Consider the following 23,911-nt stretch of genomic DNA (forward strand, 5'->3'; position numbering starts at 1 on the left):
GCGCGGATGTGCCTGGCGGTGCCCGGCAGGGTGAAGGAGATCGGGGAGCGGGACGGGACCAGGATGGCGGTGATGGACTTCGGCGGCGTGATCAAGGACGTCTGCCTGGAGTACCTGCCCGACCTGGCGGTGGGGGACTACGCGATCGTCCACGTGGGCTTCGCGCTGCAGCGACTGGACGAGGAGTCGGCCCGGCGCACCCTCGCCCTCTTCGAGGAACTCGGGCTGTTGCAGGAGGAGTTCGGCGACCCGTGGGAGGCCGCCGGGGCGGCGGCGGGTGCGGCCGGAGCGGCGGACGAGACCGAGGAGGCCGGACGGTGAAGTACCTGGAGGAGTTCCGCAACCCCGAGCTGGCGGCCGGGCTGCTCGCCGACATCAGGGCGACGGTCACCCGGCCGTGGGCGCTGATGGAGGTCTGCGGCGGCCAGACGCACAGCATCATCCGGCACTCCATCGACCAACTCCTGCCGGAAGAAGTCGAGTTGATCCACGGGCCGGGCTGCCCGGTGTGCGTCACCCCGTTGGAGATGATCGACCGGGCACTGGCGATCGCCGCCCGGCCGGGGGTGGTCTTCTGCTCCTTCGGGGACATGCTGAGGGTGCCCGGCACCGACCGGGACCTGTTCCGGGTCCGCGGTGAGGGCGGCGATGTCCGGGTGGTGTACTCACCGCTCGACGCCCTGCGGATCGCCCGGGAGAACCCGGACAAGGAGGTGGTCTTCTTCGGCATCGGCTTCGAGACCACCGCCCCGCCCAACGCCATGGCCGTCCACCTGGCCAGGAAGCAGGGGCTGCGCAACTTCAGCATGCTGGTCTCCCACGTCCGGGTGCCCCCCGCGATCGAGGCGGTCATGGACTCGCCGGACTGCCGGGTCCAGGGCTTCCTCGCCGCCGGGCACGTCTGCAGCGTGATGGGCACCGCCGAGTACCCGGCGCTCGCGGAGCGCCACCGGGTGCCGATCGTCGTCACCGGCTTCGAACCCCTGGACATCCTGGAAGGCATCCGGCGCACCGTACGGCAGCTGGAGCGCGGGGAGCACGCCGTCGACAACGCCTACCCGCGGGCCGTCCGCCCCGAGGGCAACCCGGCGGCCCGCGCCATGCTGGAGGACGTCTTCGAGGTGGCCGACCGCGCCTGGCGGGGCATCGGGGTGATCCCGCGCAGCGGCTGGCGGCTCTCGCCCCGCTACCGGGACCACGACGCCGAACACCGCTTCGACGTCTCGGGGATCACCACCCGCGAACCCGCCGAGTGCCGCAGCGGCGAGGTGCTGCAGGGCCTGCTGAAGCCCCACCAGTGCGAGGCCTTCGGCACCGTCTGCACACCGCGCACGCCGCTCGGCGCCACGATGGTGTCCAGCGAGGGGGCGTGCGCGGCGTACTACCTGTACCGGCGGCTCGGCGTGCCGGGCACGACGTCCGTCCGGGGCCAGGACCTTCAGGAGACCCAGGAGGCGAGCCGCGTTGGCTGACACCGAACTGCTCACCGAAGCGCTCACCGAAGCGCTCACCGAAGCGCTCACCGAAGCGGACGCCGGGCGGCCCGACTTCTCCGGCTGGAGCTGCCCGCTGCCGCTGCGCGACCACCCCCGGGTGGTGATGGGCCACGGCGGCGGCGGGGCGCTGTCCGCGGAACTGGTGCAGAACCTCTTCGCGCCGGCCTTCGGCGGCCCGGTGCTCGCCGGGCTCGGCGACTCCGCCGTGCTGGAGCTCGGCGGGGCCCGACTCGCCTTCTCCACCGACTCCTACGTGGTGCGGCCGCTGTTCTTCCCCGGCGGCTGCATCGGTGACCTCGCCGTCAACGGCACGGTCAACGACCTCGCCATGAGCGGGGCCCGGGCCGCCTACCTGTCCTGCGGCTTCATCCTGGAGGAGGGGGTGGAGATGGCCGTGGTGGACCGGGTCGCCAGGGCGATCGGCGCCGCCGCCCGCACCGCCGGGGTCGAGATCGCCACCGGGGACACCAAGGTGGTCGAGGCCGGGCACGGGGACGGCGTCTACCTGAACACCGCGGGCATCGGGATCGTCCCGGCCGGGGTCGACATCCGCCCGCAGCGCGCCAGGCCCGGCGACGTGGTGATCGTCAGCGGGCCGATCGGACTGCACGGAGTGGCGATCATGAGCGTCCGGGAGGGACTGGAGTTCGGCGTCGACGTGCGCAGCGACAGCGCGGCGCTCGGCGGCCTGGTCGAGGCGATGCTTGCGGCCACCGCCGACCTGCACGTGCTGCGCGACCCCACCCGGGGCGGCCTGGCGGCGGCGCTCAACGAGATCGCGGCCGCCGCCGGGGTGGGCGTCGTGCTCAGCGAGGCCGCCGTCCCCGTCCCGGAGCCGGTGGCCAACGCCTGCGCGGTGCTGGGCCTGGACCCGATGTACATCGCCAACGAGGGCCGGCTCGTCGCCTTCGTCCCGCGCGGCTCGGCGGACGCCGTGCTAGCCGCCATGCGCGCCCACCCGCTCGGCGCGGAGGCCGTGGTGATCGGCGAGTGCGTCGAGGAGCACCCGGGGATGGTCGTGGCCCGCACCGGCTTCGGCGGCACCCGGGTGGTCGACCTGCCGATGGGCGAGCAGCTGCCGCGGATCTGCTGACGGCGCGTACGCCGCTGCCGGCCCGGGAGACGCCTCCCGGGGCGGCGGTCCGTCGTTCCGCCCCGCCGGTCAGCCCAGGAAGCGGTGCAGTGAATCCGCCAGGGCCTCGACGAAACCGTCCCGGACCTCCGAGGCGACCAGGTCGAGGGACAGGTACGGGTTGAGGTCCTCCAGCTCGACCAGGAGCAGGCTCCCGTCCGGCGCGCGGCAGGCGTCCACCCGCTGGATCCCGTGGGCGAGCGTGTTCCAGTCGACGAAGCTCCGTGCGAACGCGAGGTCGGCCGCGTTCGGCTCGTACGGTTCCAGCACCCAGCGCCGGGCCGGATCCGGTGCGTGGAGGGCGTACTGGAAGGCGTCGTCCACGAAGTAGAAGGAGACCTCGTAGCGGAAGTCGATCCGCGGCTGGACCAGCACCTCGCCCCACGCGTCGAGCCCGTCCAGCTCGTCGCGGGTGAGGAAGCGCAGGCCTATGCTGTCCGCGCCCTCCCTGGGCTTGACCGCGTAGCGGTCGGCGGCGGGCAGCCGGTCGAGGTCCTGCGGCCGGTCGACGGTGGGGATGACGGGGCGGCCCGCCTCGGTCAGGTCCAGCAGGTACCCCTTCCCGGCCATGTCGCCCCGCCCGGTCAGCGGGTTGTAGACCCGTACGCCGTCGGCCAGGGCCCGGTCGCGAAACCGGGCGTACTCCTCCCGGTAGTGCAGCACCGGACCGCTGTTGCGCACCACGACCGCGTCGAAGCGCCCCATCAGCGCCCGGGCGTCCAGCGGGTGGCACAGGGCCAGGTCGAACCACTCCCGCAGCCGGGAGGTGAGGAAGACGTCCTCGTCGCCGTACCGCCGCCCGCGGGCCGGGTAGGCCAGGTCGGTCACGTACAGCAGGCTGGGCCGGTCGGGCACGGGTGCTCCCTCGGTCGGTGGTGGGGGAGTGAATCTACCGGGCCCGCCCCGGCTCGGCCCCGTGCGCCCATCAGGGCGGTCACGCAGTCGTCCAGCCGCTCCTCCACCGCTCGCGTCGTCGGTTCCGTCCGCCCCGCCTCCCGCCACGGCGGTGACACCGCCTCCACCTCCTCCGAGCACGCCGGCGCGTCCATCGGTCTCGTCCGCCGCGGCGGAGCGGGCCGTGCAGGGCCGGTCGGACCATGTCTGCGGCACCGGTGGACCCCGATCCGTGGGGCGGGACCGACCGGCCCATGCGGAATGCCGGTGGGCGGCCGAGAGCGGAAGGACACGGGGCCGCCGTCCGGGCGGCGCCGGGGAGCAGCCCGAGGAGGGCGTGATGGGGACGACGCCACCGCTCGTGGAGTTGGACGAGGCAGGCCTTTCCGCACTGGTCGCGGCCCTGCGGCAGCGGGGCTTCACCGTGATCGGGCCCACCGTCCGGGACGGCGCGATCGTGCTCGCCGAACTGGACTCGGCGCAGGAGCTGCCGTACGGCTGGGGCATCGAGGCGGAGCCGGGCACCTACCGGCTGCACCGGCGCGAGGACCGGGCGGCGTTCGCCCACTCCGCCGGGCCGCAGTCCTGGAAGACCTTCCTGCACCCGCCACGGGCCAGGCTCTGGCAGGCCGATCGGGCGCCGGACGGCACCGTCGCCGTGCGGGAGGACGACGAACCGCCACCCTGCTACGCCTTCCTCGGCGTACGCCCCTGCGACCTGCGCGCGATCGTTGTGCAGGACCGGGTGCTGACGGGCGGCGCGTACGCGGACCCGGTGTACGGTCCGAGGCGCTCCGGCGCATTCCTCGTGGTGGCCGAGTGCACCGAGCCCAGCGGGGTCTGCTTCTGTGTCTCGATGGGCACCGGCCCGGGCCTGACCGGGGATGCGTCGTACGACCTTGCGCTGACCGAGACCGTCGAACCGGACGGCCCGCACTACCTGGTCCGTGCCGGCAGCCCCGAGGGCGAGGCCGTCCTCGCCGGACTCCCCACCAGCCCCACCGACGGCGAGCACGCCCGTACGGCCGTCGCCGAGGCCGCCGGACGGATGGGCCGGAGCATGGACCCCACCGACCTGCGGGCGCTGATGGCCGGCACGATGACCGCCGAGCGCTGGGACCAGGTGGCCGACCGTTGCCTGACCTGCGGGAACTGCACCATGGTCTGCCCCACCTGCTTCTGCACCACCACCGAGGAGGTCACCGACCTCACCGGCGACCACGCCGAGCGCTGGCGCCGCTGGGACTCCTGCTTCGACCTCGACTTCTCCCACCTGCACGGCACCGGCCCGGTCCGCACCTCCGCGCGCAGCCGCTACCGGCAGTGGCTCACCCACAAACTCGGCACCTGGTACGACCAGTTCGGCTCCTCCGGCTGCGTCGGCTGCGGCCGCTGCATCGCCTGGTGCCCGGTCGGCATCGACATCACCGAGGAGGTCACCGCCCTACGGGCCGAGGCCACGAGCGCCGGGGGAGCACCGTGATGCACGCGACCACCCCCGTGCCCTACCGGGTGCTGGCCTGCCGGCGTGAGACCGACGACACCGTCACCCTCGACCTGGCACCGGCCGCCGCCCCGATGAGCCCCTTCCGCCCCGGGCAGTACGCGATGCTGTACGCCTTCGGCAACGGTGAGATCCCGCTCTCCACCAGCCGGATCAACGGCACCGTGCTGAGCCACACCGTCCGCGCGGTCGGCAAGGTCAGCGAGGCGCTCTGCCGGGCCGAGCCCGGTGACTGGATCGGCACCCGCGGCCCGTACGGCACGGCCTGGGGGAGTCCGCCGCCCGGAAGTGACGTCCTGGTCGTCGCCGGCGGCATCGGGCTCGCCCCGCTGCGACCGCTGATCGAGGAGGTCCTCGCCGACCCGGAGACGTACGGGACGGTGTCGGTGCTCGCCGGGTACCGCGACCCGGGCGGGCAGCTCTTCCTCGACGACCTGCCGCGCTGGCACATCCGCGCGTACGTCCAGGCCACCGTGGACAACCCCGAGCCCGGCTGGCGCGGCGCCACCGGCCTGGTCACCGCTCTGCTGGACGGCGCCGACTTCCGTCCCGGGCACTGCGCCGCCTACCTGTGCGGCCCGGAGGCGATGATGTGCGCGACCGCCCGGGACCTCATCCGCCGAGGCGTCCCCGCCGAGCGCATCCAGGTCTCGCTGGAGCGCAACATGCGCTGCGCCACCGCCTGGTGCGGGCACTGCCAGCTCGGCCCCGTCCTCGTCTGCCGCGACGGTGCGGTCTTCGGCTGGGACCGTGCCGAAGGCCTGCTGTCCACCCCTGAGCGGTGAGCGCCATGGGAATCCCGCGCCTGGCGGTCTGGAAGTTCTCCTCCTGCGACGGCTGCCAACTCGCCCTCCTCGACTGCGAGGACGAACTCCTCGCACTCGCAGGAAAGATCGAGATCGGCTACTTCCCGGAGGCCTCCAGTCGTGAACTGCCGCCGCCCTACGACCTGTCCCTGGTCGAGGGCTCCATCGCGACGCCTTCCGACCTGGAGCGCGTCCGCCGGGTCCGGGAGCAGTCCCGCCACCTGGTCACCATCGGCGCCTGCGCCACCGCCGGCGGGGTCCAGGCGCTGCGCAATCTGGTGGGCCTGCCCGAGTACCAGGCCGTCGTCTACGCCCGGCCCGAGTACATCGACAGCCTCGACCACTCCACCCCGATCTCCGCCCACGTGCCGGTCGACCTGGAACTGCGCGGCTGCCCGATCGACAAGCGGCAGCTGCTGGAGGTCATCACCGCCTATCTCGCCGACCGCAAGCCCGACATCCCCACCCACAGTGTCTGCTTCGAGTGCAAGCTGCGCGGCACCACCTGCGTCACCGTCGCCCACGGCACGCCCTGCCTCGGCCCGGTCACCCAGGCCGGCTGCGGCGCCATCTGCCCGGCGTACGGGCGGGGCTGCTACGGCTGCTTCGGACCGATGGAGACACCCAACACCCGCGCCCTGCTGCCGCTGCTGCGCCGCGACGGTGTGGCGGGCCCGGACGCGGCCCGGCTCTACCGCACCTTCAACGCCGAGGCCCCCGGCTTTGCGGAGGCGGCCCGACAGGCGACGGAGGACGGCGGATGACCCACGGCACCGGGCGCCCGACTGTCGGGTGAGCGGATGCGGCCACCTGGCCGCCCCGGGACACGCGGGGGTGCTGCGAACGGAGCACGGTACTCGATCGTCTTCGATCGGCTTGCTTCCACGCGAGCAACCTCATTCCTTTGCCCGCTGGGAGACGAACGTGCCACCCTCCGCCCGGATCCTCTTCGCGACCGCCACCTGCCTGGTGGCCGTCGGCACTTCTGCCGCCGCTGTCGCCACCCCGACCGCCGCCCATCCCGGAGCGGTCTCTCGGATCCAGCCGCAGACCCTCGCCGACCTGCAGGCCTCGATGCGCGGCGAAGCCTTCGCGCACGCCTCCTACACCTTCTACGCGGACCAGGCGGACCGGGAGCACCTGCCCGCCGTCGGGAACCTCTACCGCCGTACGGCCGCCGTGGAACTCGACGAGCACTTCCACCAGGAGGCGCTGCTCGCCGGGGTGATCGGTGACGAGACCGCGAACCTGACGGTCTCCGTGGCGGGCGAGGTCAACGAGGCGACCTCGATGTATCCACGGTTCGCCCAGGAGGCCGAGGAGGACGGGGACCACAATGCCGCCGTCCTCTTCGCGGAGATCGCCGACGACGAGGCCCACCACAGCGAGGCGTTCAAAGCCGCGCTCGACGTGGTGCGGACCGGCCACGGCCAGGTCCCCGCACCGCCGCAGGTCGACCCGGTGGCGGCGCCGGCCGGCCCGGCTCAGGTCCGTTCGGCCCGCACCCTGGCCAACCTCGACACCGCGCTGCACGGTGAGGCGCTGGCGTTCGCCCGGTACACCGTCTTCGCCGAGCAGGCCGAGCAGGCCGAGCAGTCCGGTGACGAGGCGGTCGCCGCGCTCTTCCGGGGCACCGCCGCGGTGGAACTCCATGAGCACTTCACCGCCGAGGCCGTGCTGTTCGGGCTCGTAGAGGACATTCGGTCCGACCTGTGGAGGAGCATCGCCGGCGAGAACTACGAGGCGACCGTCATGTACCCGATGTTCGCCGACCGCGCTCGGGCAGCGGGCGACACCGAAGCGGCCGAACTCTTCCTCGACAACGCCGGTGACGAGGCCGGCCACGCCCAGGCCTTCCGGCAGGTCTTGGGGCAGCTCGACTGACAACCCTCCGTGACGTATCGACGTGGCGCGGGGTTCCCCGGAAGGCCGTCGACCGCCGCGGGCCGCGACGCCCGTCACGCTGTCCGCGGCGAGGTCGGTGAGTGCGGTGTCGGCGTGCCGCAGGGGGTAGCGGGTGACGTGGACGACCGGGCGGGTGCGGGCGGCCTCGGTGAGGTGGGCGCGTCCGTCGGCGCGGGTGTTGGCGGTGACGCTGCGCAGGGTGCGTTCCTGGAAGAGGTGCCGCCGGTAGTTGAGCGCCGGGATGTCGGTGAGGTGGATGCCGGCCACGGCGAGCGTGCCGCCGCGGTCCAGCGCGGTGAGGGCGACGGGCACGAGCTCGCCGACCGGCCCGGGGCGCTCCACCGCCCAGGCCCAGGTCCGCTCCGGTAGGGGTCGCGTGCTGCTCATCGCCGGCTCCTGCCGCCCGGCCTGCGGGGTCGGGTTCAAGTCTCCTGCTCCGCAGCCGCGACCGCGTGCTTGACCGCGGCGAAGCTGTCCGGGGTGACGGAGATCGCGTCGATCCCCGCCCGCACCAGGAAGCGGGTGAAGTCCGCGTCGTTGCTGGGGCGTTGGCCGCAGAGTCCGACGTGGCGGCCGGCCGCGTGGGCAGTGGCGACCAGGGTCTCGATGCTGCGGGTGACGGCCGGATTCCGTTCGTCGAAGAGATGGGCGAGCAGGCCCGAGTCCCGGTCGACGCCGAGGGTGAGCTGGGTGAGGTCGTTGCTGCCGATCGAGAAGCCGTCGAAGCGTTCGGCGAACTGTTCGGCGAGCAGGATGTTCGCCGGGATCTCCGCCATGACGTACACCCGTAGGCCGTTGGCGCCCCGGGCGAGCCCGTTGTCGGCCATGACGGCCAGCACCCGGTCGGCCTCCTGGGGTGTGCGGCAGAACGGGATCATCACCACGATGTTGGTCAGGCCGAGTTCGTCCCTGGCCCGGCGCAGTGCCCGGCACTCCAGAGCGAAGCCCTCGCGATAGCCGGGATCGTAGTAGCGGCTCGCGCCGCGCCAGCCGATCATCGGGTTGGCCTCGACCGGTTCGAACGGCGTGCCGCCGATCAGCCGGGCGTACTCGTTGGTCTTGAAGTCGCTGGTGCGCACCACCACCGGGTCCGGCCAGCGGGAGGCGGCGATCCGGGCCACGCCGTGGGCGAACCGGTCCACGAAGTAGTCGGTCCGGTCGGGATATCCGTACGTCAGCTCGTCGACCAGCCGCCGGTCCTCGCCGGAGAGCCGCTCGGGGTGCACCAGGGCCATCGGGTGGACGCGGACCTGGTGGGCGACCACGAACTCGGTCCGGGCCAGGCCCACGCCGTCCGCCGGCAGTCGCCACCAGCGGAAGGCGGCGCCCGGGTCGGCCAGGTTGAGCATCACCTTGGTGCGGGTGGTCGGGAGCGCGCCGAGGTCGGTCTCGGTCGCCTCGTACGCGACCCGACCCGCGTAGACGTGGCCTTCCGCGCCTTCGGCGCAGGAGACCGTGACCTCCTGCCCGTCGGTGAGCACGGTGGTCGCCGAACCGGTGCCGACCAGCGCGGGCACCCCCAGCTCGCGGCTGACGATCGCCGCGTGCGAGGTCCGGCCGCCGTGGTCGGTGACGATCGCAGCGGCCCGCTTCATCAGCGGCTCCCAGTCCGGGTCGGTGATCTCCGTGACCAGGACGGCGCCCTGCGGGAATCGCTCCAGGCCGACCGGTTCGCCCAGCGCGCGGACCGGACCGGCGCCGATCGCCTCACCCACGGCGATGCCGTCCACCAGCCGTTCGCCCGTACCGGTCAGCCGGAACCGGCGCAGCACCGCACCCTGGCGGCGGGACTGCACGGTCTCCGGCCGGGCCTGGACGAGGTACAGCCGACCGGTGATGCCGTCCTTGGCCCACTCCAGGTCCATCGGGCAGCCGTAGTGCTCCTCCACGGCCACCGCCCACTCGGCCAGCGTGCGGATGTCGCCCTCGCCGAGCACCGGGCGGGACCGCTCCAGGGCGTCGGTGTCGACGGCCGTCGTCGAGCCGTCCTCGGCGTACACGGCCTTGCGGCGCTTCGCACCGAGCCGGACCTGGATCACCGGGTCGAGGCGGTGGTCCTTGAGCACCGGTTTGAACACCGTGTACTCGTCCGGATCCACCTGGCCGCTGACCACCGTCTCGCCAAGCCCCCAGGCGGCACTGATCACGACCACGCGTGGGAACCCGGTCTCGGTGTCCAGGGTGAACACCACGCCCGCGCCCGCGAGGTCGGAGCGCACCATCAGCTGCACGCCGACCGACAGCGCGAGGGAGAGGTGGTCGAAGCCCATCCGCTCCCGGTAGTCGATCGCCCGGTCGGTGAACAGCGACGCGAAGCAGCGCCGGCAGGCGTCCAGCAGGGCGGCGGGCCCCCGGACGTTGAGAAAGGTCTCCTGCTGCCCGGCGAAGCTCGCCTCCGGCAGGTCCTCGGCGGTGGCGCTGCTGCGCACGGCGACATCCGGGTCCTCCCGTCCGGCCTCTCCGGCGAGCCGACCGTACGCGTCGTCGACCTCGCGTTCGAGGGCGAGCGGCAGTGGGGTGGCCAGTACGGCGGACCGGATGGCGGCGCCGACCTCGGGCAGCGGAGCCCCGCTGTGGAGCCGGTCGACCTGCTCGGCGATCCGCTCGCGCAGGCCGCCGCCGTCGAGCAGTTCGCGGTAGGCGTCAGCCGTGGTGGCGAAGCCGTCGGGCACCCGGACCCCGGCCGGTCCCAGAGCGTTGATCAGCTCGCCGAGCGAGGCGTTCTTGCCGCCGACCAGGCCGACGTCCTCCCGGCCGAGGTCGCGGAAGGGGATGACACGGCGCATGGCTGCCTCCAGGCGCACTGGTAGGGGACCCGGCTGCGCCGGACCCGACGGGGGCTCCGTCCCTTCCACTGTCCCCTCCCGGGGCGGGGAGCTTGGAGGGGCGGACGCCCCGCGGGCTCGGCCCGGTCGGCCGTCGGACCGGGGCCGTTGGGCCCAGGCGGTGGGCGTGGAGGGCCGCGACGGAGCCGGGGAACCGAGCCGGATCACCGCGTCCGCCGGCCGTGGCCCGCGGAGATCCGGTGAGCGTGCGCGACGATCCCGGCGGCGGCCTGTTCCCCGATACCCAGGGCGTGGGAGAGCCGGTGGGCGCTCCAGCCGTGCCGGGCGAGGAGGGTCGGCAGCGGATGGTGCGGACCCGGCTGCCCGGCGGGTACCGGTGCGGGCGGCGTCTCGGGCGCGGGCACGGTCGTACGGTGGCGGACGACCGCGCGGCGCAACTCGTCCGTGCCCCAGACCAGGAACGGGAAGGGCACCACGGTGAGAACCCGGGGGAGGGCCGCGGTGCCGAACACCCTCCGCAGCACCGGGAGGTAGACGACCGCGGCGGCGAACGCGAGAGAGAAGCCGATGCCGCCGAGCAGGTGGCGGTTGCTGAACACGGCGATCGCCCGCAGCGGGGCCCGGTCGGCCGCCGGCGTCGACGGCCGACCGGCCGGACCATGTCAGGCAGAGCCGCCGCAGCCGCCTCCGCCGGGGGTGCGGATCTCCAAGGCGTCCCCGGCAGCGACCTCGGTACTGCCGCAGCCGGGCAGCTCCTCGACGGTGCCGTCGGCGCGCAGGACGCGGTTGGCGCCGAGCGTGCCCGGGAAGCCGCCGGCGAGGCCGTACGGCGGGACGCGGCGGTGGCTGGTGAGCAGGCTGACCGTCATCGGCTCGCGGAAGCGCAGCCGCCGCAGGACGCCGTTGCCGCCGTGCCGGCGCCCGTTGCCGCCGCTGTCCGGGCGGACGGCGAACTCCTCGACCAGGACCGGGAGCCGCCACTCCAGGACCTCCGGGTCGGTGAGGCGGGAGTTGGTCATGTGGGTCTGGACGGCGTCCGCGCCGTCGAAGCCGGGGCCGGCACCGGAACCGGAGGCGATGGTCTCGTAGTACTGGTGCTCGGCGTTGCCGAAGCTCAGGTTGTTCATCGTGCCGGATCCCTCCGCCTGCACGCCGAGCGCGGCGTAGAGCGCGCCGACGATGGCCTGCGAGGTCTCGACGTTCCCGGCGGCGACGGCGGCCGGGTACTCCGGGGCGAGCATCGAGCCGGGCGGCACGACGATCCGCAGCGGGCGCAGGCAGCCGTCGTTGAGCGGGATGTCGTCGGCGACGAGGGTGCGGAAGACGTACAGGACGGCGGCGGTGACGACGGCGGAGGGGGCGTTGAGATTGCCGTCGAGCTGGGGCGAGGTGCCGGTGAAGTCGATGGTGGCGCTGCGGTCGCGGCGGTCGACGCGCACGGAGACGGCGATCACGGCGCCGGAGTCGGTCTCGTAGCGGTACGAGCCGTCGCTCAGCCCGTCCACGGCGCGGCGCACCGCCTGCTCGGCGTTGTCCTGGACGTGCCGCATGTAGGCCTGGACGACGTCCAGGCCGAAGTGCCCGATCATCGCGTCGACCTCGTCGACGCCCTTGCGGTTGGCGGCGATCTGGGCGCGCAGGTCGGCGAGGTTGGTGTCCGGGTCGCGGGACGGGTACGGCGCGTCGGTGAGCAGCCGGAGGGTCTCCTCCTCGCGCAGCCGCCCGTCCACCACCAGCGGCCAGGTGTCGAAGAGCACGCCCTCCTGGTGGATCTCGCGGCTGTCGGCGGGCATCGAGCCGGGAGAGGTGCCGCCGATCTCGGCGTGGTGGCCGCGCGAGGCGACGAAGAACAGGACCTCGTCGCCGTCCGGGTCGAAGACAGGGGTGACCACGGTGATGTCGGGCAGGTGGGTGCCGCCGTGGTACGGGTCGTTGACGGCGTAGGCGTCGCCCGGGCGCAGCTTCGGGCCCAGACGGCGCAGCACCTCCTTGACGGTGGTGCCCATCGAGCCGAGGTGGACGGGGATGTGGGGGGCGTTGGCGACGAGGTTGCCGTCCGGATCGAAGAGCGCGCAGGAGAAGTCGAGCCGCTCCTTGATGTTGACCGACTGGGCGGTGGATTCCAGCCGGGCGCCCATCTGTTGGGCGATCGCCATGAAGAGGTTGTTGAAGACCTCCAGCAGCACCGGGTCGGCGGCGGTCGGGACGGCCTCCTCGGCGGTGGCCCCGACCTGCTCGACCAGGAGGTGTCCGGCGGCGGTGACGGTGGCCTTCCAGCCGGTGTCCACCACGGTGGTGGCGTTGGCCTCGGCGATCACGGCGGGTCCGGTGACGGTGTCGGCCGCGCGCAGCGATTCGCGTTCCAGCAGCGGGACCCGCCGCCACCGGCCGCCGGCGTACAGCCGGACGGCGACGGGCTCGGCCGGAGTGGCCGCGGGGGAGAGGGTGCCGAGTTCGGGCTGCTCGGTGAGGCCGGTGCCCTCGACGGCGAGGGCCTCGATCACCAGGGGGCGGTCCATCAGGAAGGAGTAGGTGGAGCGATGCCGCTCCTCGAACTCGGCCCGCATGGCGGCCGGTTCCCCCAGCGGTACGGTGATCGTGGTGTCGGTGCCCCGGTAGCCCAGCCGGACCCGGCGGGCCAGTTGGATCCGTCCCTGCGGGACGCCCTGATCGCGCAGCTCGTCGGTGGCGGCGTGCGCCAGTTCGTCGGCGAGCCCCAGTACCGCTTCCATCTCCTCCTCCGCCAGGGGCCGTTCGACCGCCTGCTCGCGCAGGACGGTGGTGTCGGCCAGACCGATGCCGAGGGCGGACAGCACCCCGGCCATCGGCGGGACGAGGACGGTGCGGATGCCCAGTGCCTCGGCCACGGGGCAGGCAACCTGGCCGCCCGCGCCGCCGAAGGTGGTCAGGGCGTAGCGGGTGACGTCGTGACCTCGCTGGACGGAGATGCGCTTGATCGCGTTGGCGATGTTGCCCACCGCGATCCGCAGGAAGCCCTCGGCCGCCTCCTCGGCCGACAGGCCGCCGATCCGTTCGGCGAGTTCGATGAATCGGTGCCGCGTCAGCCGGGAGTCGAGCGGTTGGTCGCGCTTCGGGCCGAAGACCTGCGGGAAGTGCTCGGCCTGGATGCGGCCGAGCAGCAGGTTGGCGTCGGTGATGGTCAGCGGCCCGCCGCTGCGGTAGCAGGCCGGTCCGGGGTCGGCGCCGGCCGAGTCCGGACCGACGCGCAGGCGTTCGCCGTCGAAGCGCAGCACCGAGCCGCCGCCCGCCGCGACGGTGTGGATGGCCAGCATCGGTGCCCGCAGCCGTACCCCGGCGACCTGGGTGGTGACCACCCGCTCGTACGTGCCCGCGAAGTGCGAGACGTCCGTGGAGGTGCCGCCCATGTCGAAGCCGATCACCCGCTGGTGGCCGGCCAGCGCGGACATCCGCACCATGCCGACGATGCCGCCGGCCGGGCCGGACAGGATGGCGTCCTTGCCCCGGAAGTGCCCGGCCTCGGCGAGGCCGCCGTTGGACTGCATGAACAGCAGCCGGACACCGGCGAGCCGGTCGGCCACCTGCCGGACGTAGCGGCGCAGCCCGGGATGGAGGTAGGCATCCACCACGGCGGTGTCTCCGCGCGGCACCAGCTTCATCAGCGGGCTCACCTCGCTGGACAGGGACACCTGGTCGAAGCCGAGCCGCTCGGCGAGCCGGCCGATCTCCCGCTCGTGGGCGGGGTGCAGGTAGCTGTGCAGGCAGACCACGGCGACTGAGCGGATGCCGTCGTTCAGGCAGTCGCGCAGGTCCTCGGCGAGCCGGTCGAGGTCGGGCGGTCGTAGTACCTCGCCGTCGGCGGTGATCCGCTCGTCCACCTCGACCACCCGGGTGTAGAGCGGCTCGGGCAGCACGATCTCGCGGGCGAAGATCTGCGGCCGGTTCTGGTAGCCGATCCGCAGGGCGTCCGCGAAGCCACGGGTGATGACCAGTGCGGTCGGCTCGCCGGTGCGTTCCAGCAGGGCATTGGTGGCGACCGTGGTGCCCATCCGTACGGAAGCGATGGTCGCCCCGGGCGGCAGGAGGGCCCGGATTCCGGCCACGGCCGGGTCCCGGTAGCGGGCCGGGTCGTGGGAGAGCAGCTTGTGGGTGAGCAGCCGGCCGTCCGGGTCGAGCGCGACCACGTCGGTGAAGGTCCCGCCCCGGTCCACCCAGAACTGCCAGCCCCTGGCTGCCATGACCGGCTCCCTCCGCCGTGCCCGCGTGGCGCCCCGTGCGTGAGTGGCCCTGCGCACGAGTATCCGACCGGGCGAACCGGGCGGGCAAACGGAACATACTGGGCGTGAAAGGCCGATCCCGGAGAGAGCGGGACGTAGCGATGGCGATCACGGCGGTGGGAGTGCTGCGGGAGACCGTACCGGGCGAGCGCCGGGTGGCCCTCGTGCCCGATCTGGTGCCGGCCGTCCGCCGCCTCGGCGTGACGGTCCTGGCGGAGCCGGGCGCAGGCCTCCTCGCTGGTCACCACGACGACGACTACCAGGCTGCGGGTGCCGTCCTGGCCGGACGCGACGAGGTGTTGCGCCGTGCGGACGTGCTGCTCGGCATCCGTCCCCCGAGCACCGACCCGGTGCGCGAACTGCGCCCGGGGCAGGTACTGGCCGCTTTGCTGCGGCCGCAGCGGATCCCGTTCCTGGTCCGGCAGTGGGCGGACCGGGGCGTGACCGCGATCGGCCTCGACCTGGCGCCCGACCTGCCGGCCGGGTACCCGCTGGACGCCGGGGCCTCGCAGGCCAGGGTGGCGGGGTACCGGGCGGTGCTGCTCGCCGCCGAGCGCCTGGACCGCTGCCTGCCGCCCTGGGGCACCACGGACGGGCTCTTCGACCCGCTTCGGGTACTCGTGGTGGGCGCCGGGCATGCCGGTCTGCAGGCGATCGACACCGCCTGCCGGCTGGGCGCTCCGGTCGGCGCGGTCGAACCGCGGCATCGCGAGCGTGCGGCTGCCGCCGCGCTGGGAGCCGACCTGCTGTGCCTGTCCGGTGTGCACCAGGCGGTGGACGACCGGGAGCTGTGGCAGTCCCTCGACCGGGACCGTGCGGCATGGGTGGCGGGGCTGGCCGAGGCCTCGGTGCGGTACGACCTCGTGGTGACGGCCCTGACCGGGCCGGACGGGACGCCCCCGGTCCTGCTCCGCACGGCGACGGTGGCCCGGCTCCGGCCCGGCTCGGTGCTGGTGGACCTGGCGGCGGGCCCGGAGGGCGGCAACGTCGAGGGCGTCCTGCCGGACACCACGACGCTGGTCGGTGACGGCATCACGGTGATCGGTGCCGGCGAACTCGCCGCGCAGGTGCCCGGTACCGCCTCGCGTGCGTACTCCCACAACGTGCTGGCGCTGCTGGAACGCCTGCTGCGGGGCGGCCCCGGCACGGAGGACCCGGTGCTCGCCCCGATGCTGGTGACCGACCGGGGCGCGGTGCGGCACGAGCCGACCAGCAGGCTGCTCATGGAGGCGACCGCCGTCGCGGGCCTGCCGTGAGATCCCGGACCCCGGCCCGCGCGCGGTTTCAGGGCCCAGGGCGGGGGAACAGCGCCGCGTGGCGGGCGATCGCTCCCGCACGGTCGGCGCACTGCTGGTAGCAGCAGGAGAGCAGCACAAGGTCGGTGGCGTCCACCGGATCCGTCCGCTCGGTACGGAGCAGCAGCTCGTACAGGAGCCATTGCCGTTGGCCGACCTCGTGCAGCTCCGCGAGGACGTCCGCGACGTCCTCGGGGGCGCCGGATTCCAGGGCGTGGGCGGACCGTTCGAGTGAGTCCAGCGCCGCGTCGGCGATCCCGTGCAGCGGAGCCCGTAGCCGTTCGATGAACGGCTGCCTCTCCTGGCGCGCCCAGGCGGCCTCCAGCAGCCGTTGCGCCAGGTCCGCCAGGGCCTCGACCTGGCACCCTACGTGGACGCCCAGGACGACCCCGGCCCGTCCGCCGGGAGCCGCGGCGGCGTCCTCCTCGATCCGCGTCAGCAGTTCCGCGAGGGCCTTCTCCGCAACCGGGACCCCAGCCCCGCTGTCGGCCGGATCGGTCAGTACGGCCGTCGCGCCGCGCAGAGCGGTGTGCGCCAGTCGCACCAAGGCGGCCGACTCGCCGATGAGGGCGGGGTACCCGCCGTCTCCACCGTCAGACATCCCGTTCACTCCTGTTCCCGGTCCCCGGCCAGTCTCGCCCCGCCGCAGCGGACGTGCCTCGGTGCCCGGGGCGAGGGCGGGGCGACCTGGCAATCGGATCGGTGCTCCAGGGCCCGGCCCTGCGCCGGGCCCTCGTCCCGGCCACCCGTGCTCAGACCAGGCCGGCGCCCCATGCGCGGGCGCGGTCGAGTTCGCCGGCGCGCAGTGGTCCGTCGTTGCCCTCCACGATGAAGCCCTCGGGTTCGGCGACCACGTCGTAGTGGTGGTGGGAGAGCCGGTGGGCGATGCCGTTGGCCGCGCCGCCGGACCTGGGCATGTCGACCCGGGTGTCGAACGCGGCGGCGTAGGTGCCGGACTCGGTGGTCGGAAGGTCGTGGAACCAGGCCCGTAGGCCCGGGCCCTCGGCGGTGTCCCGCGCTTCGGCGGCGGCCTCCTCGTGACCCTCCTTGTGCCCCTCGGCCGAGGCGGCCATCCGGCGGCTGATCCCGGAGGACATGCCGTGCATGTGGGTCGGTCCGCCGACCACCAGCAGGTCCGCGGACCGGGTGGTGTCCGCGTTCGCCTCGGACACCGGGAGGCAGTCGACGGCCGCCCCCGGGTCGGTCCGGCGGACACCTTCGGCGATCGCCTCGGCGACCTCCCGGGTGTTGCCGTACATGCTCTCGTACACGATCACGGTGTGCATGGTCTCCACCTTTCGTCACGTCCAGGCTCGCGCCGCGCGGGCGGTCAGGACGTGGGCCGGTCGGCCCGGATCGGACCGCCGGGCGGGCATGTCCGCACGTGAGCGGGCGTCGGTTCCCGGTTCAGGAAGGAGCGGATGGCACCGTCACGACGGGGCAGTTCGCGCGGCGGAGCAGGCCGTGGGGTACGGAGCCGAGGCGCATGCCGGTGAAGCCGCCGTTGCCGCGGCGGCCGACGACCACCGCGAGGGCGTGTTCGGAGGCCAGGGCGAGCTCCTCGACCGGGTGGCCGTGCACGATTTCGTGGGTCACGGTCACGTCGGGGTGGTGTTCGTGGTGACCCGCGGTGGACTCGAAGATCATCCGGCGCAGCATCCGCTCGGTGGCGGGTTCGTCCAGGTTGCCCACCGGCGGGCGCTGCCAGACCCACAGGACGCGCAGCGCGGCCCGGCGCTCGTCCGCGTACGCGAAGGCGAAGTCGACGGCGGGCTGCGAGGACGGGCTGCCGTCCACGCCGAGCACGACGTACGGCGGGTCCTGGGTGGTGTGCTCGGGGTCGCGGACCACGACCACCGGACAGTGCGCCTGGGCGCTGACCGGGACGGCCACCGAGTAGGTGCTCAGCGCCTCCTCGACCCGGCTCAGCCGGCGGGAGCCGAGGACGACGAGCGCGGCGTTGCGGGACTCCCGGCACAGTGCGGGCGCCGGGACGTCCTCGGCCACCACGGTGGTCACGTCCAGTCCGGGGTGGCGCTCCCGGGCCAGCGTGGCGGCCCGGTCCAGCGCCCGGTCGGCCCGCTCGCGCAGGGCCTTGTGGTAGCGGCCCTCGTCGAAGGGCCGGAACTCGCGGTACAACGACGGCACGGCGTGCACCGCCCGCAGTGGCAGGCCCCTGCGGGCGGCCTCGTCGGCCGCCCAGGCGGCGGGCATCGAGCCGGTGTCGAGGGCGTCGACGCCGAGGACGACGGGACGGCCGGGGCCGTCGGGGCTTGCGGAGTTCATGATGGTCCTCCTCGGTCCGGTGGTCCCGGTGACTTCGGTGAGGTCGATGATGTGGACCCTGTTCCCACGCTAGGCAGCTCCGCCTTGCGCCGCGAGGGCCGACCGGCCCGGTCGTCAGATCCCGTGCTTGAGCAGCCGGGCGGTCGTGAAGCCGACGGCTCCGGCGAGGACGGGCGCGGCCAGGTCGGACCGGCCGAGCGGCACGGTGTCGAGCAGGCCGCGCAGGAGTAAGAGGTAGAGGGCGGCGGCCGCGAGCGCGGTGGAGGCGAGGACGGCCAGCGGGAGGAACGGGTTCGCGCGGGTCAGCAGTCGTTCGCGCAGGCCCAGGACGGTGCCGAGCTGGCCGGCCAGCAGGGCGAGGAACAGGACGGTCTGCCAGGGCCGGCCCTCCTCGCGGGCCCAGAGCGCCGCGCCGAGGGCGGCGGCCGCGACCACCGCGGCGAGCAGCAGGACCCGCTGCCACACGCCGGAACCGAGGATGTGCTGGTCCGGTGGGCGCGGGGGCCGGGTCATCGCGCCGGGCGAGGCGGGTTCCGCGCCCATGGCCACGCCCGTGAGGCCGTGGGTGAGCAGGTTGATCCAGAGGATCTGGCCCGCGCGCAGCGGCAGTGCCAGGCCGAACAGCGGGCCGGCCAGCATCACCAGGATCTCGGCGCCGCCGCCGGCCAGGCCGAAGACCAGGAAGCGGCGGATGTTGTCGTAGACCCGGCGGCCCTCCTCCACCGCGCCGACCACGGTGGCGAGTTCGTCGTCGGCGAGAACCAGGTCGGCGGCCTGGCGGGCGACCTCGGTGCCGCGCCGGCCCATGGCCACGCCGATGTCCGCCTGCCGCAGGGCCGGGCCGTCGTTGACGCCGTCGCCGGTCATCGCGGTGACGGCGCCCCGGGCGCGCCAGGCCTGGACGATGTCGAGCTTCTGTCGCGGGTCGGTGCGGGCGAACACCCGGGGGCCGGTCGGGTCGGTGACCGCACCGGTGGCGAGGTCCCGCCCGGTCGCCACCGCCCCGGGCGCGGCGGAGGCGTCCAGCAGCCCGATCCGGACGGCCAGGGCGCGGGCGGTGGCCGGGTGGTCGCCGGTGATCAGGACGGGGAGGATGCCGGCCCGGCGGCAGGCGGCCAGGGTGGCGGCCGCGGAGGGCTTGGGCGGGTCGGCCATCGCGGTCAGCCCGAGCAGGCGCAGTCCGCGTTCGGCGTCCTCCGGCCGTTCGGGCACCCGGTGGAGGCGCCGCTCGGCCACGGCGAGCACCCGGAAGCCCTCGGCGGCGGCGTCGGCGGCCGCCTGCCGGGCCCGCTCCAGCAGATCCGGCGGTTCGGCCAGGACCGCAGGGTCGAGGACGGCCTCCGGGGCACCCTTGAGACAGACCAGAAGGGTGCCCTCGGGGCGGCGGTGGACGGTGCTCATCCGCTTGCGGGTGCTGTCGAACGGCGTCTCGGCGACCCGGGGGAGCGCCGCCCGCAGCCGTTCGTGGTCCAGGCCCGCCTTGCCGGCGGCCGTCAGCAGGGCGGCCTCGGTGGGATCGCCGAGCGCGCGCCACTCGCCGTCGTCCGCCGGCGCCCGCAGCGCGGCGTCGTTGCACAGCACGGCCGCGGTGAGCAGGGCCGCCGTCTCGTCATCCCCGGGCCCGTCGAGCACGATCCCGCCCGCAGGGCCGTAGCCGGGACCGGTGACGGTTGCCGTCGAGTGCGGGGTCCAGAGGCGCTCGACGACCATCCGGCCCTCGGTGAGGGTGCCGGTCTTGTCGGTGGCCAGCACGGTGACCGAGCCGAGCGTCTCCACGGCCGGCAGCCGTCGTACGACGGCATGGCGTGCGGCCATCCGGCGGGCGCCCAGGGCGAGGGCGAGCGTGACGACGGCGGGCAGCGACTCCGGTACGGCGGCGACCGCCAGGCTGATCGCCGTCACGCCCATCTCGCCGGGCGGCTGGTGCCGGAGCAGGCCGAGGACGAAGACCACCGCGCACAGGCCGACGGCCACCGCCGCCAGCACCCGACCGAGCCCGGCCAGCCGCCGTTGGAGCGGGGTGGGGTCGGGCCGGGGCCGCAGCAGTGTGGCGATCCGGCCGAGGGCGCTGTCCGCGCCGGTGGCGGTGACCAGGGCCAGGGCCCGGCCGCGCAGGACCACCGTGCCCGCCCGCAGCGTCCCGTTGCCCGCCGGCCCGCTCCCGGCCTCCTTGGCCACTGGCAGGGACTCGCCGGTCAGCATCGACTCGTCGAGCAGCAGGGCTGCGGCCTCCAGGAGCAGGGCGTCGGCGGACACGATGTCGCCCTCGGCGAGCGCCACCACGTCGCCCGGGACGACCTCGGCCGAGGGCACCTTGCGCGGCTCCCCGTCGCGCCACACCCGGGCGGCGGGGGCGGAGAGCCGGGACAGCGCCGCCACGGCGCTCTCCGCCCGGACCTCCTGGACCACGCCCACGGTGGTGTTCACCACGACCACCAGGGCGATCACCACCGCGTCCGGATGGTCGCCGATCGCCACCGTCAGCGCGACGGCCGCGAGCAGCACGGTGATCAGGGGGTCGCGCAGCTGGGCGGCCACCCGGGCCCACAGCGGCACCCGGCGGTCGGCGGCGACCTCGTTGCGGCCGTGTTCGGCGAGCAGTCGTGCGGCCTCGGCGCCGGTCAGTCCGCGGGCCCGCGGGTCGGCGGAGACGGTCACGGCGCAGGCCCGTCAGTCGGCGAAGAGGTGCGGTTGCGGCGGGACGGTTCGAGTGGGCGACGGCTCGTGGTCGAAGTGGTGGATCCGGGCGTCCGGCCCGGGAAAGTACTCGGTGACCCGGTCCTCGTCGGACCAGCGGACGTCGTACGGCGGGCTGCCGTCCGGGTGGTGCAGCCCGACGATCTCGCCGTCCCGGCGGGCCGCGCCCGGCCGGGTGCCCTGGACGATGATGCGGTCTCCCACGGCGGCTTTCATGCCGGCCTCCCTGGCTCGGTGCGGGGGGCCGGGGACACGGCCCGGCCGTCCGTACTTCCATGGCACCACCGATCGCGGGCTCCGGCAGGGGCCGGCCGGCCCTGGTCGCGCGGCCGTTCGCCCCGGTACCCGCACGCATCCGTCGGGAGCTGCTGGACGCCGGGATCCCGGACGAGGTGGTCCGTGCCGCCGGTGAGGCCCGGGCCGCTCACAGCCGGAAGCGCCGGGTCTCGCCGGGCCGGACCGTCGTCTCGGTGCCGCGCAGCCGGATGCGGACCGGCTCCTGGCGGTCCTGGCGCAGGCTCACCGTGACGGTGCGGCGGTCGACGGCGAGGGTGAGGCCCCAGTGGCCGCGGTAGCGCAGGTCCAGTTCCAGGCGGCCGAGGGCGGAGGGCAGGCGAGGGTCCAGCCAGAGGGCGTCCTCGCGGACCTCCAGGCCGGTGTAGCAGCGTTGCAGCAGGTCCACCGCGCCCGCCATGGCGCCCAGGTGGACGCCCTCGGCCGTGGTGCCGTGCTGGCTGTCCCGCAGGTCGGCCACCAGGGCGTCGCGGAAATGGTGCCAGGACGCGCGGCGGTCGCAGCGGGTGAGTACCCAGGCGTGCACCACGGAGCTGAGCGTCGAGCCGTGGACGGTGCGCCGCAGGTAGTAGTCGGTGGTCCGGCGGAGCAGCTCGTGGTGCGCCGGGTGGCCGAGGCGCCGGAGCAGGTCGCGGACCTCGCGGGCGGAGAACAGGTACCAGAGCATCAGCGCGTCGGCCTGCTTGGAGGCCTTGTAGCGGTTGACGGTGTCGCCCTCGGCCTCCAGGATCCGGTCGAGCCGGCGCAGGTCCGGGTAGCGGCGCCGGTACTGCGGCCAGTCGAGTTCGGCGAGGCGCTCGTAGCCGTCGAACTGGCTCAGGACGCCGTCGTGGAACGGGACGTGCAGGTGGCGTCCGACCTCCTGCCAGCGCTCCAGCTCTCCTGCGTCGAGCTCCAGGCGCTCGCGCAGCTCGTCGCGGCGGTACTCGGGCAGGACGTCCAGGGCGTCCTGGGCACGGGCCAGCACCCAGGAGGCCAGCACGTTGGTGTACGCGTTGTCGTCCAGGCCCGGCCGGGTCTTCCAGGGGTAGCCGTCGTGGTACTCGTCGGGGCCGAGCACCCCGCGGACGGACCAGTGGCCGCGGGCCGGGTCGTGGACGGCGGCGGAGGACCAGAACCGGGCGATCTCCAGCAGCATCTCGGCACCGGCGGTGGCGAGGAAGTCCCGGTCCCCGGTGGACTGGTAGTACTGCCAGATGTTGTAGGCGACGGCCGAGCCGACGTGCCGCTGGAGGTGGCTGTGGTCGGGCAGCCAGCGTCCGGACAGCGGGTTGAGGTGCAGCTGCTGGGACTCTTCCCGGCCGTCCCTGGCGCTCTGCCACGGGTAGACCGCGCCGCGCAGCCCGAGTTCCCGGGCCTGCCGGCGGGCGGCGTCGAGGCGGCGGTGGCGGTAGCGGAGCACGGCCCGGGCGAGCTCCGGGAAGCGGAGGTTGAGCAGCCGCAGCACGAACAGCTCGTCCCAGAAGACGTGCCCCCGGTACGCCTCCCCGTGCAGCCCCCGGGCCGGGATGCCGACGTCCAGGTCGACGGAGTGCTCGGAGCAGGTCTGGAGCAGGTGGAACAGGTTCAGGTGCAGCGGGCCGGCGCCGTCGAAGTCGGCCTCGATCCGGCAGCGGCGCCACAACTCCGCCCAGCGCACGGTCTGTTCGACGAGCAGCTGGTCGAAGTCGCCGGCCTCGGCGGCGAGCAGGCGGGAGGCGAGCAGCGGGGTCTCGATCGCCCGGTCGCGGGAGGTGTGCACGGCGACGGTCTTCGTCACGGTGACGGGCCGGCCCGCCGAGCCCTCCAGGGCGAGGAGGTGGGCCACCCGGCCCTCGCGGCACTCGGTCGTCGCGGTGTGCTCCCGGTCGGCGCGGATGCGGGCGCAGAGGGCGATCCGCAGCTGCGAGTCGATCGCATCGGCTTCGAGCCGGAGCAGACCGCCCTCGTCCACCCCCTGCCCGGCCGGGACGAGGTGGCGCTCGGCCAGGCCCCGGTAGCGCGCGACTCCGGTGTTGGCGACGCGGCCGTCCAACCCGGAGCGGACCTCCCACGGACCGGACCAGTTCTGCGGGGTGAAGGTGGTCTCCAGGACGAGCAGGTGCGGCTGGGCCTGGCTGGCCAGGCGGCGTTGCACGAGCCTGGTGCGCCGGTCCCGCTCATCGACCACCAGGGCGGTGCGGGTCAGCAGTCCCCGGCGCAGGTCAAGTTCGAGGGTCTGCTCGGTGGGCGGGCCGGTGAACCACCTTCCGTCGGCCGGGCGGAAGGTCAGCGGCAGCCAGTTCGGGCAGTTGATCAGGTCCTCATTGGACACCACGTGCCCGCCGACCGTGGACTCCGCACGGTCGTAGCAGCCGGCCAGGTACGTCCCCGGGTAGTGCACCCCGTCGGCGACCGACTCCGGCGCGGCGCCCCGGCTGACCAGGTAGCCGTTGCCGACCGCGCACAGCGCCTCCCGCAGGCCCTCCTCGGCCGGGTCGAAGCCCTGGTAGCGGAGGGTCCACGGGTCCGGCATGTCGGGATTCCCCGCGGGCGGGTCTGCTGCCACGACGTGACCTCCGTGCGACCGGTCTGTCTCCAG

General features: G+C 74.1%; 18 protein-coding genes. 8 read left to right on the forward strand and 10 right to left on the reverse strand.

Features of this window, described 5'->3' with window-relative positions:
• Nucleotides 1-6: 6 nt before the first annotated feature.
• The 3 genes from ACWGJO_RS11695 (at nucleotide 7) to hypE (ending at nucleotide 2,589) form a co-directional block, all read left to right on the forward strand.
• Complete coding sequence (locus ACWGJO_RS11695; RefSeq protein ID WP_452183272.1) at nucleotides 7-321, forward strand: HypC/HybG/HupF family hydrogenase formation chaperone; 315 nt, start codon at nucleotides 7-9, stop codon at nucleotides 319-321.
• Nucleotides 318-1,472, forward strand: a complete 1,155-nt coding sequence (gene hypD, locus ACWGJO_RS11700) for a hydrogenase formation protein HypD (protein ID WP_452183273.1) — start codon at nucleotides 318-320, stop codon at nucleotides 1,470-1,472. Before ACWGJO_RS11695 ends, hypD begins: the two co-directional genes overlap by 4 nt.
• Nucleotides 1,473-1,569: 97 nt before the next feature.
• On the forward strand, nucleotides 1,570-2,589 hold the full coding sequence (gene hypE, locus ACWGJO_RS11705) for a hydrogenase expression/formation protein HypE (RefSeq protein WP_452183321.1): 1,020 nt from the start codon (nucleotides 1,570-1,572) through the stop codon (nucleotides 2,587-2,589).
• A 69-nt stretch (nucleotides 2,590-2,658) separates the two neighbouring features.
• Here hypE and ACWGJO_RS11710 read toward each other — a convergent pair whose 3' ends face one another.
• Nucleotides 2,659-3,483 (reverse strand): hypothetical protein, encoded by an 825-nt coding sequence (locus tag ACWGJO_RS11710; RefSeq protein ID WP_452183274.1) that lies wholly within the window; start codon nucleotides 3,481-3,483, stop codon nucleotides 2,659-2,661.
• A gap of 379 nt (nucleotides 3,484-3,862) precedes the next feature.
• Here ACWGJO_RS11710 and ACWGJO_RS11715 point away from each other — a divergent pair, with 379 nt between their 5' ends.
• The 4 genes from ACWGJO_RS11715 to ACWGJO_RS11730 all read left to right on the forward strand — a co-directional run bounded on the left by ACWGJO_RS11715 (nucleotide 3,863) and on the right by ACWGJO_RS11730 (nucleotide 7,716).
• Complete coding sequence (locus tag ACWGJO_RS11715) at nucleotides 3,863-5,005, forward strand: 4Fe-4S dicluster domain-containing protein (RefSeq protein ID WP_452183275.1); 1,143 nt, start codon at nucleotides 3,863-3,865, stop codon at nucleotides 5,003-5,005.
• Complete coding sequence (locus tag ACWGJO_RS11720; protein ID WP_452183276.1) at nucleotides 5,005-5,811, forward strand: FAD/NAD(P)-binding protein; 807 nt, start codon at nucleotides 5,005-5,007, stop codon at nucleotides 5,809-5,811. The genes ACWGJO_RS11715 and ACWGJO_RS11720 overlap by 1 nt, the downstream gene beginning before the upstream one ends.
• A 5-nt stretch (nucleotides 5,812-5,816) precedes the next feature.
• Entirely contained in the window at nucleotides 5,817-6,596 is a 780-nt protein-coding gene (locus tag ACWGJO_RS11725) for an NADH-quinone oxidoreductase subunit B family protein (protein WP_452183277.1), read from the forward strand.
• Nucleotides 6,597-6,756: 160 nt separating this feature from the next.
• Nucleotides 6,757-7,716, forward strand: a complete 960-nt coding sequence (locus tag ACWGJO_RS11730) for a ferritin family protein (protein ID WP_452183278.1) — start codon at nucleotides 6,757-6,759, stop codon at nucleotides 7,714-7,716.
• 443 nt (nucleotides 7,717-8,159) lie between these two features.
• Here ACWGJO_RS11730 and ppsA read toward each other — a convergent pair whose 3' ends face one another.
• The 3 genes from ppsA to ACWGJO_RS11745 form a co-directional block, all read right to left on the reverse strand.
• Nucleotides 8,160-10,523, reverse strand: a complete 2,364-nt coding sequence (gene ppsA / locus ACWGJO_RS11735; RefSeq protein ID WP_452183279.1) for a phosphoenolpyruvate synthase — start codon at nucleotides 10,521-10,523, stop codon at nucleotides 8,160-8,162.
• A gap of 203 nt (nucleotides 10,524-10,726) precedes the next feature.
• Nucleotides 10,727-11,122 carry a cation transporting ATPase C-terminal domain-containing protein gene (locus ACWGJO_RS11740; RefSeq protein ID WP_452183280.1) on the reverse strand — a complete coding sequence of 132 codons (396 nt, stop codon included), beginning with the start codon at nucleotides 11,120-11,122 and terminating at the stop codon, nucleotides 10,727-10,729.
• A gap of 63 nt (nucleotides 11,123-11,185) precedes the next feature.
• The gene (locus ACWGJO_RS11745; RefSeq protein WP_452183281.1) at nucleotides 11,186-14,740 is read right to left on the reverse strand and encodes a hydantoinase B/oxoprolinase family protein; all 3,555 of its coding nucleotides are present in this window, start codon (nucleotides 14,738-14,740) and stop codon (nucleotides 11,186-11,188) included.
• Between the two features lie 140 nt (nucleotides 14,741-14,880).
• On the opposite strand from ACWGJO_RS11745, the gene ACWGJO_RS11750 reads away from it, so the two are divergent.
• Nucleotides 14,881-16,035, forward strand: coding sequence for an NAD(P) transhydrogenase subunit alpha (locus tag ACWGJO_RS11750; RefSeq protein ID WP_452183282.1), 1,155 nt, complete (start codon nucleotides 14,881-14,883; stop codon nucleotides 16,033-16,035).
• A 28-nt stretch (nucleotides 16,036-16,063) separates the two neighbouring features.
• Here the strand turns inward: ACWGJO_RS11750 and ACWGJO_RS11755 are convergent, their stop codons facing one another.
• The 6 genes from ACWGJO_RS11755 to ACWGJO_RS11780 all read right to left on the reverse strand — a co-directional run bounded on the left by ACWGJO_RS11755 (nucleotide 16,064) and on the right by ACWGJO_RS11780 (nucleotide 23,845).
• Nucleotides 16,064-16,675, reverse strand: a complete 612-nt coding sequence (locus tag ACWGJO_RS11755) for a hypothetical protein (RefSeq protein WP_452183283.1) — start codon at nucleotides 16,673-16,675, stop codon at nucleotides 16,064-16,066.
• Between the two features lie 151 nt (nucleotides 16,676-16,826).
• Complete coding sequence (locus ACWGJO_RS11760; protein ID WP_452183284.1) at nucleotides 16,827-17,360, reverse strand: flavodoxin family protein; 534 nt, start codon at nucleotides 17,358-17,360, stop codon at nucleotides 16,827-16,829.
• Nucleotides 17,361-17,481: 121 nt separating this feature from the next.
• On the reverse strand, nucleotides 17,482-18,360 hold the full coding sequence (locus tag ACWGJO_RS11765; RefSeq protein ID WP_452183285.1) for a universal stress protein: 879 nt from the start codon (nucleotides 18,358-18,360) through the stop codon (nucleotides 17,482-17,484).
• Between the two features lie 114 nt (nucleotides 18,361-18,474).
• Complete coding sequence (locus ACWGJO_RS11770; RefSeq protein WP_452183286.1) at nucleotides 18,475-21,018, reverse strand: cation-translocating P-type ATPase; 2,544 nt, start codon at nucleotides 21,016-21,018, stop codon at nucleotides 18,475-18,477.
• 12 nt (nucleotides 21,019-21,030) lie between these two features.
• Complete coding sequence (locus tag ACWGJO_RS11775; protein ID WP_401048190.1) at nucleotides 21,031-21,273, reverse strand: DUF1918 domain-containing protein; 243 nt, start codon at nucleotides 21,271-21,273, stop codon at nucleotides 21,031-21,033.
• Nucleotides 21,274-21,481: 208 nt separating this feature from the next.
• The gene (locus ACWGJO_RS11780) at nucleotides 21,482-23,845 is read right to left on the reverse strand and encodes a glycoside hydrolase family 65 protein (protein ID WP_452183287.1); all 2,364 of its coding nucleotides are present in this window, start codon (nucleotides 23,843-23,845) and stop codon (nucleotides 21,482-21,484) included.
• Nucleotides 23,846-23,911 lie beyond the last annotated feature (66 nt).

Source organism: Kitasatospora sp. NPDC054795 (genome assembly GCF_053611565.1).

Bases quoted from the DNA above. Each gene is read 5' to 3' on its own strand.
- ACWGJO_RS11720 (WP_452183276.1), top strand. From the start codon at position 5,005: ATGCACGCGACCACCCCCGTGCCCTACCGGGTGCTGGCCTGCCGGCGT.
- ACWGJO_RS11760 (WP_452183284.1), bottom strand. From the start codon at position 17,360: ATGCACACCGTGATCGTGTACGAGAGCATGTACGGCAACACCCGGGAG.
- ACWGJO_RS11695 (WP_452183272.1), top strand. From the start codon at position 7: ATGTGCCTGGCGGTGCCCGGCAGGGTGAAGGAGATCGGGGAGCGGGAC.
- ACWGJO_RS11725 (WP_452183277.1), top strand. From the start codon at position 5,817: ATGGGAATCCCGCGCCTGGCGGTCTGGAAGTTCTCCTCCTGCGACGGC.
- ACWGJO_RS11780 (WP_452183287.1), bottom strand. From the start codon at position 23,845: ATGCCGGACCCGTGGACCCTCCGCTACCAGGGCTTCGACCCGGCCGAG.
- ppsA (WP_452183279.1), bottom strand. From the start codon at position 10,523: ATGCGCCGTGTCATCCCCTTCCGCGACCTCGGCCGGGAGGACGTCGGC.
- ACWGJO_RS11775 (WP_401048190.1), bottom strand. From the start codon at position 21,273: ATGAAAGCCGCCGTGGGAGACCGCATCATCGTCCAGGGCACCCGGCCG.
- ACWGJO_RS11750 (WP_452183282.1), top strand. From the start codon at position 14,881: ATGGCGATCACGGCGGTGGGAGTGCTGCGGGAGACCGTACCGGGCGAG.
- ACWGJO_RS11745 (WP_452183281.1), bottom strand. From the start codon at position 14,740: ATGGCAGCCAGGGGCTGGCAGTTCTGGGTGGACCGGGGCGGGACCTTC.
- ACWGJO_RS11765 (WP_452183285.1), bottom strand. From the start codon at position 18,360: ATGAACTCCGCAAGCCCCGACGGCCCCGGCCGTCCCGTCGTCCTCGGC.
- ACWGJO_RS11715 (WP_452183275.1), top strand. From the start codon at position 3,863: ATGGGGACGACGCCACCGCTCGTGGAGTTGGACGAGGCAGGCCTTTCC.
- ACWGJO_RS11755 (WP_452183283.1), bottom strand. From the start codon at position 16,675: ATGTCTGACGGTGGAGACGGCGGGTACCCCGCCCTCATCGGCGAGTCG.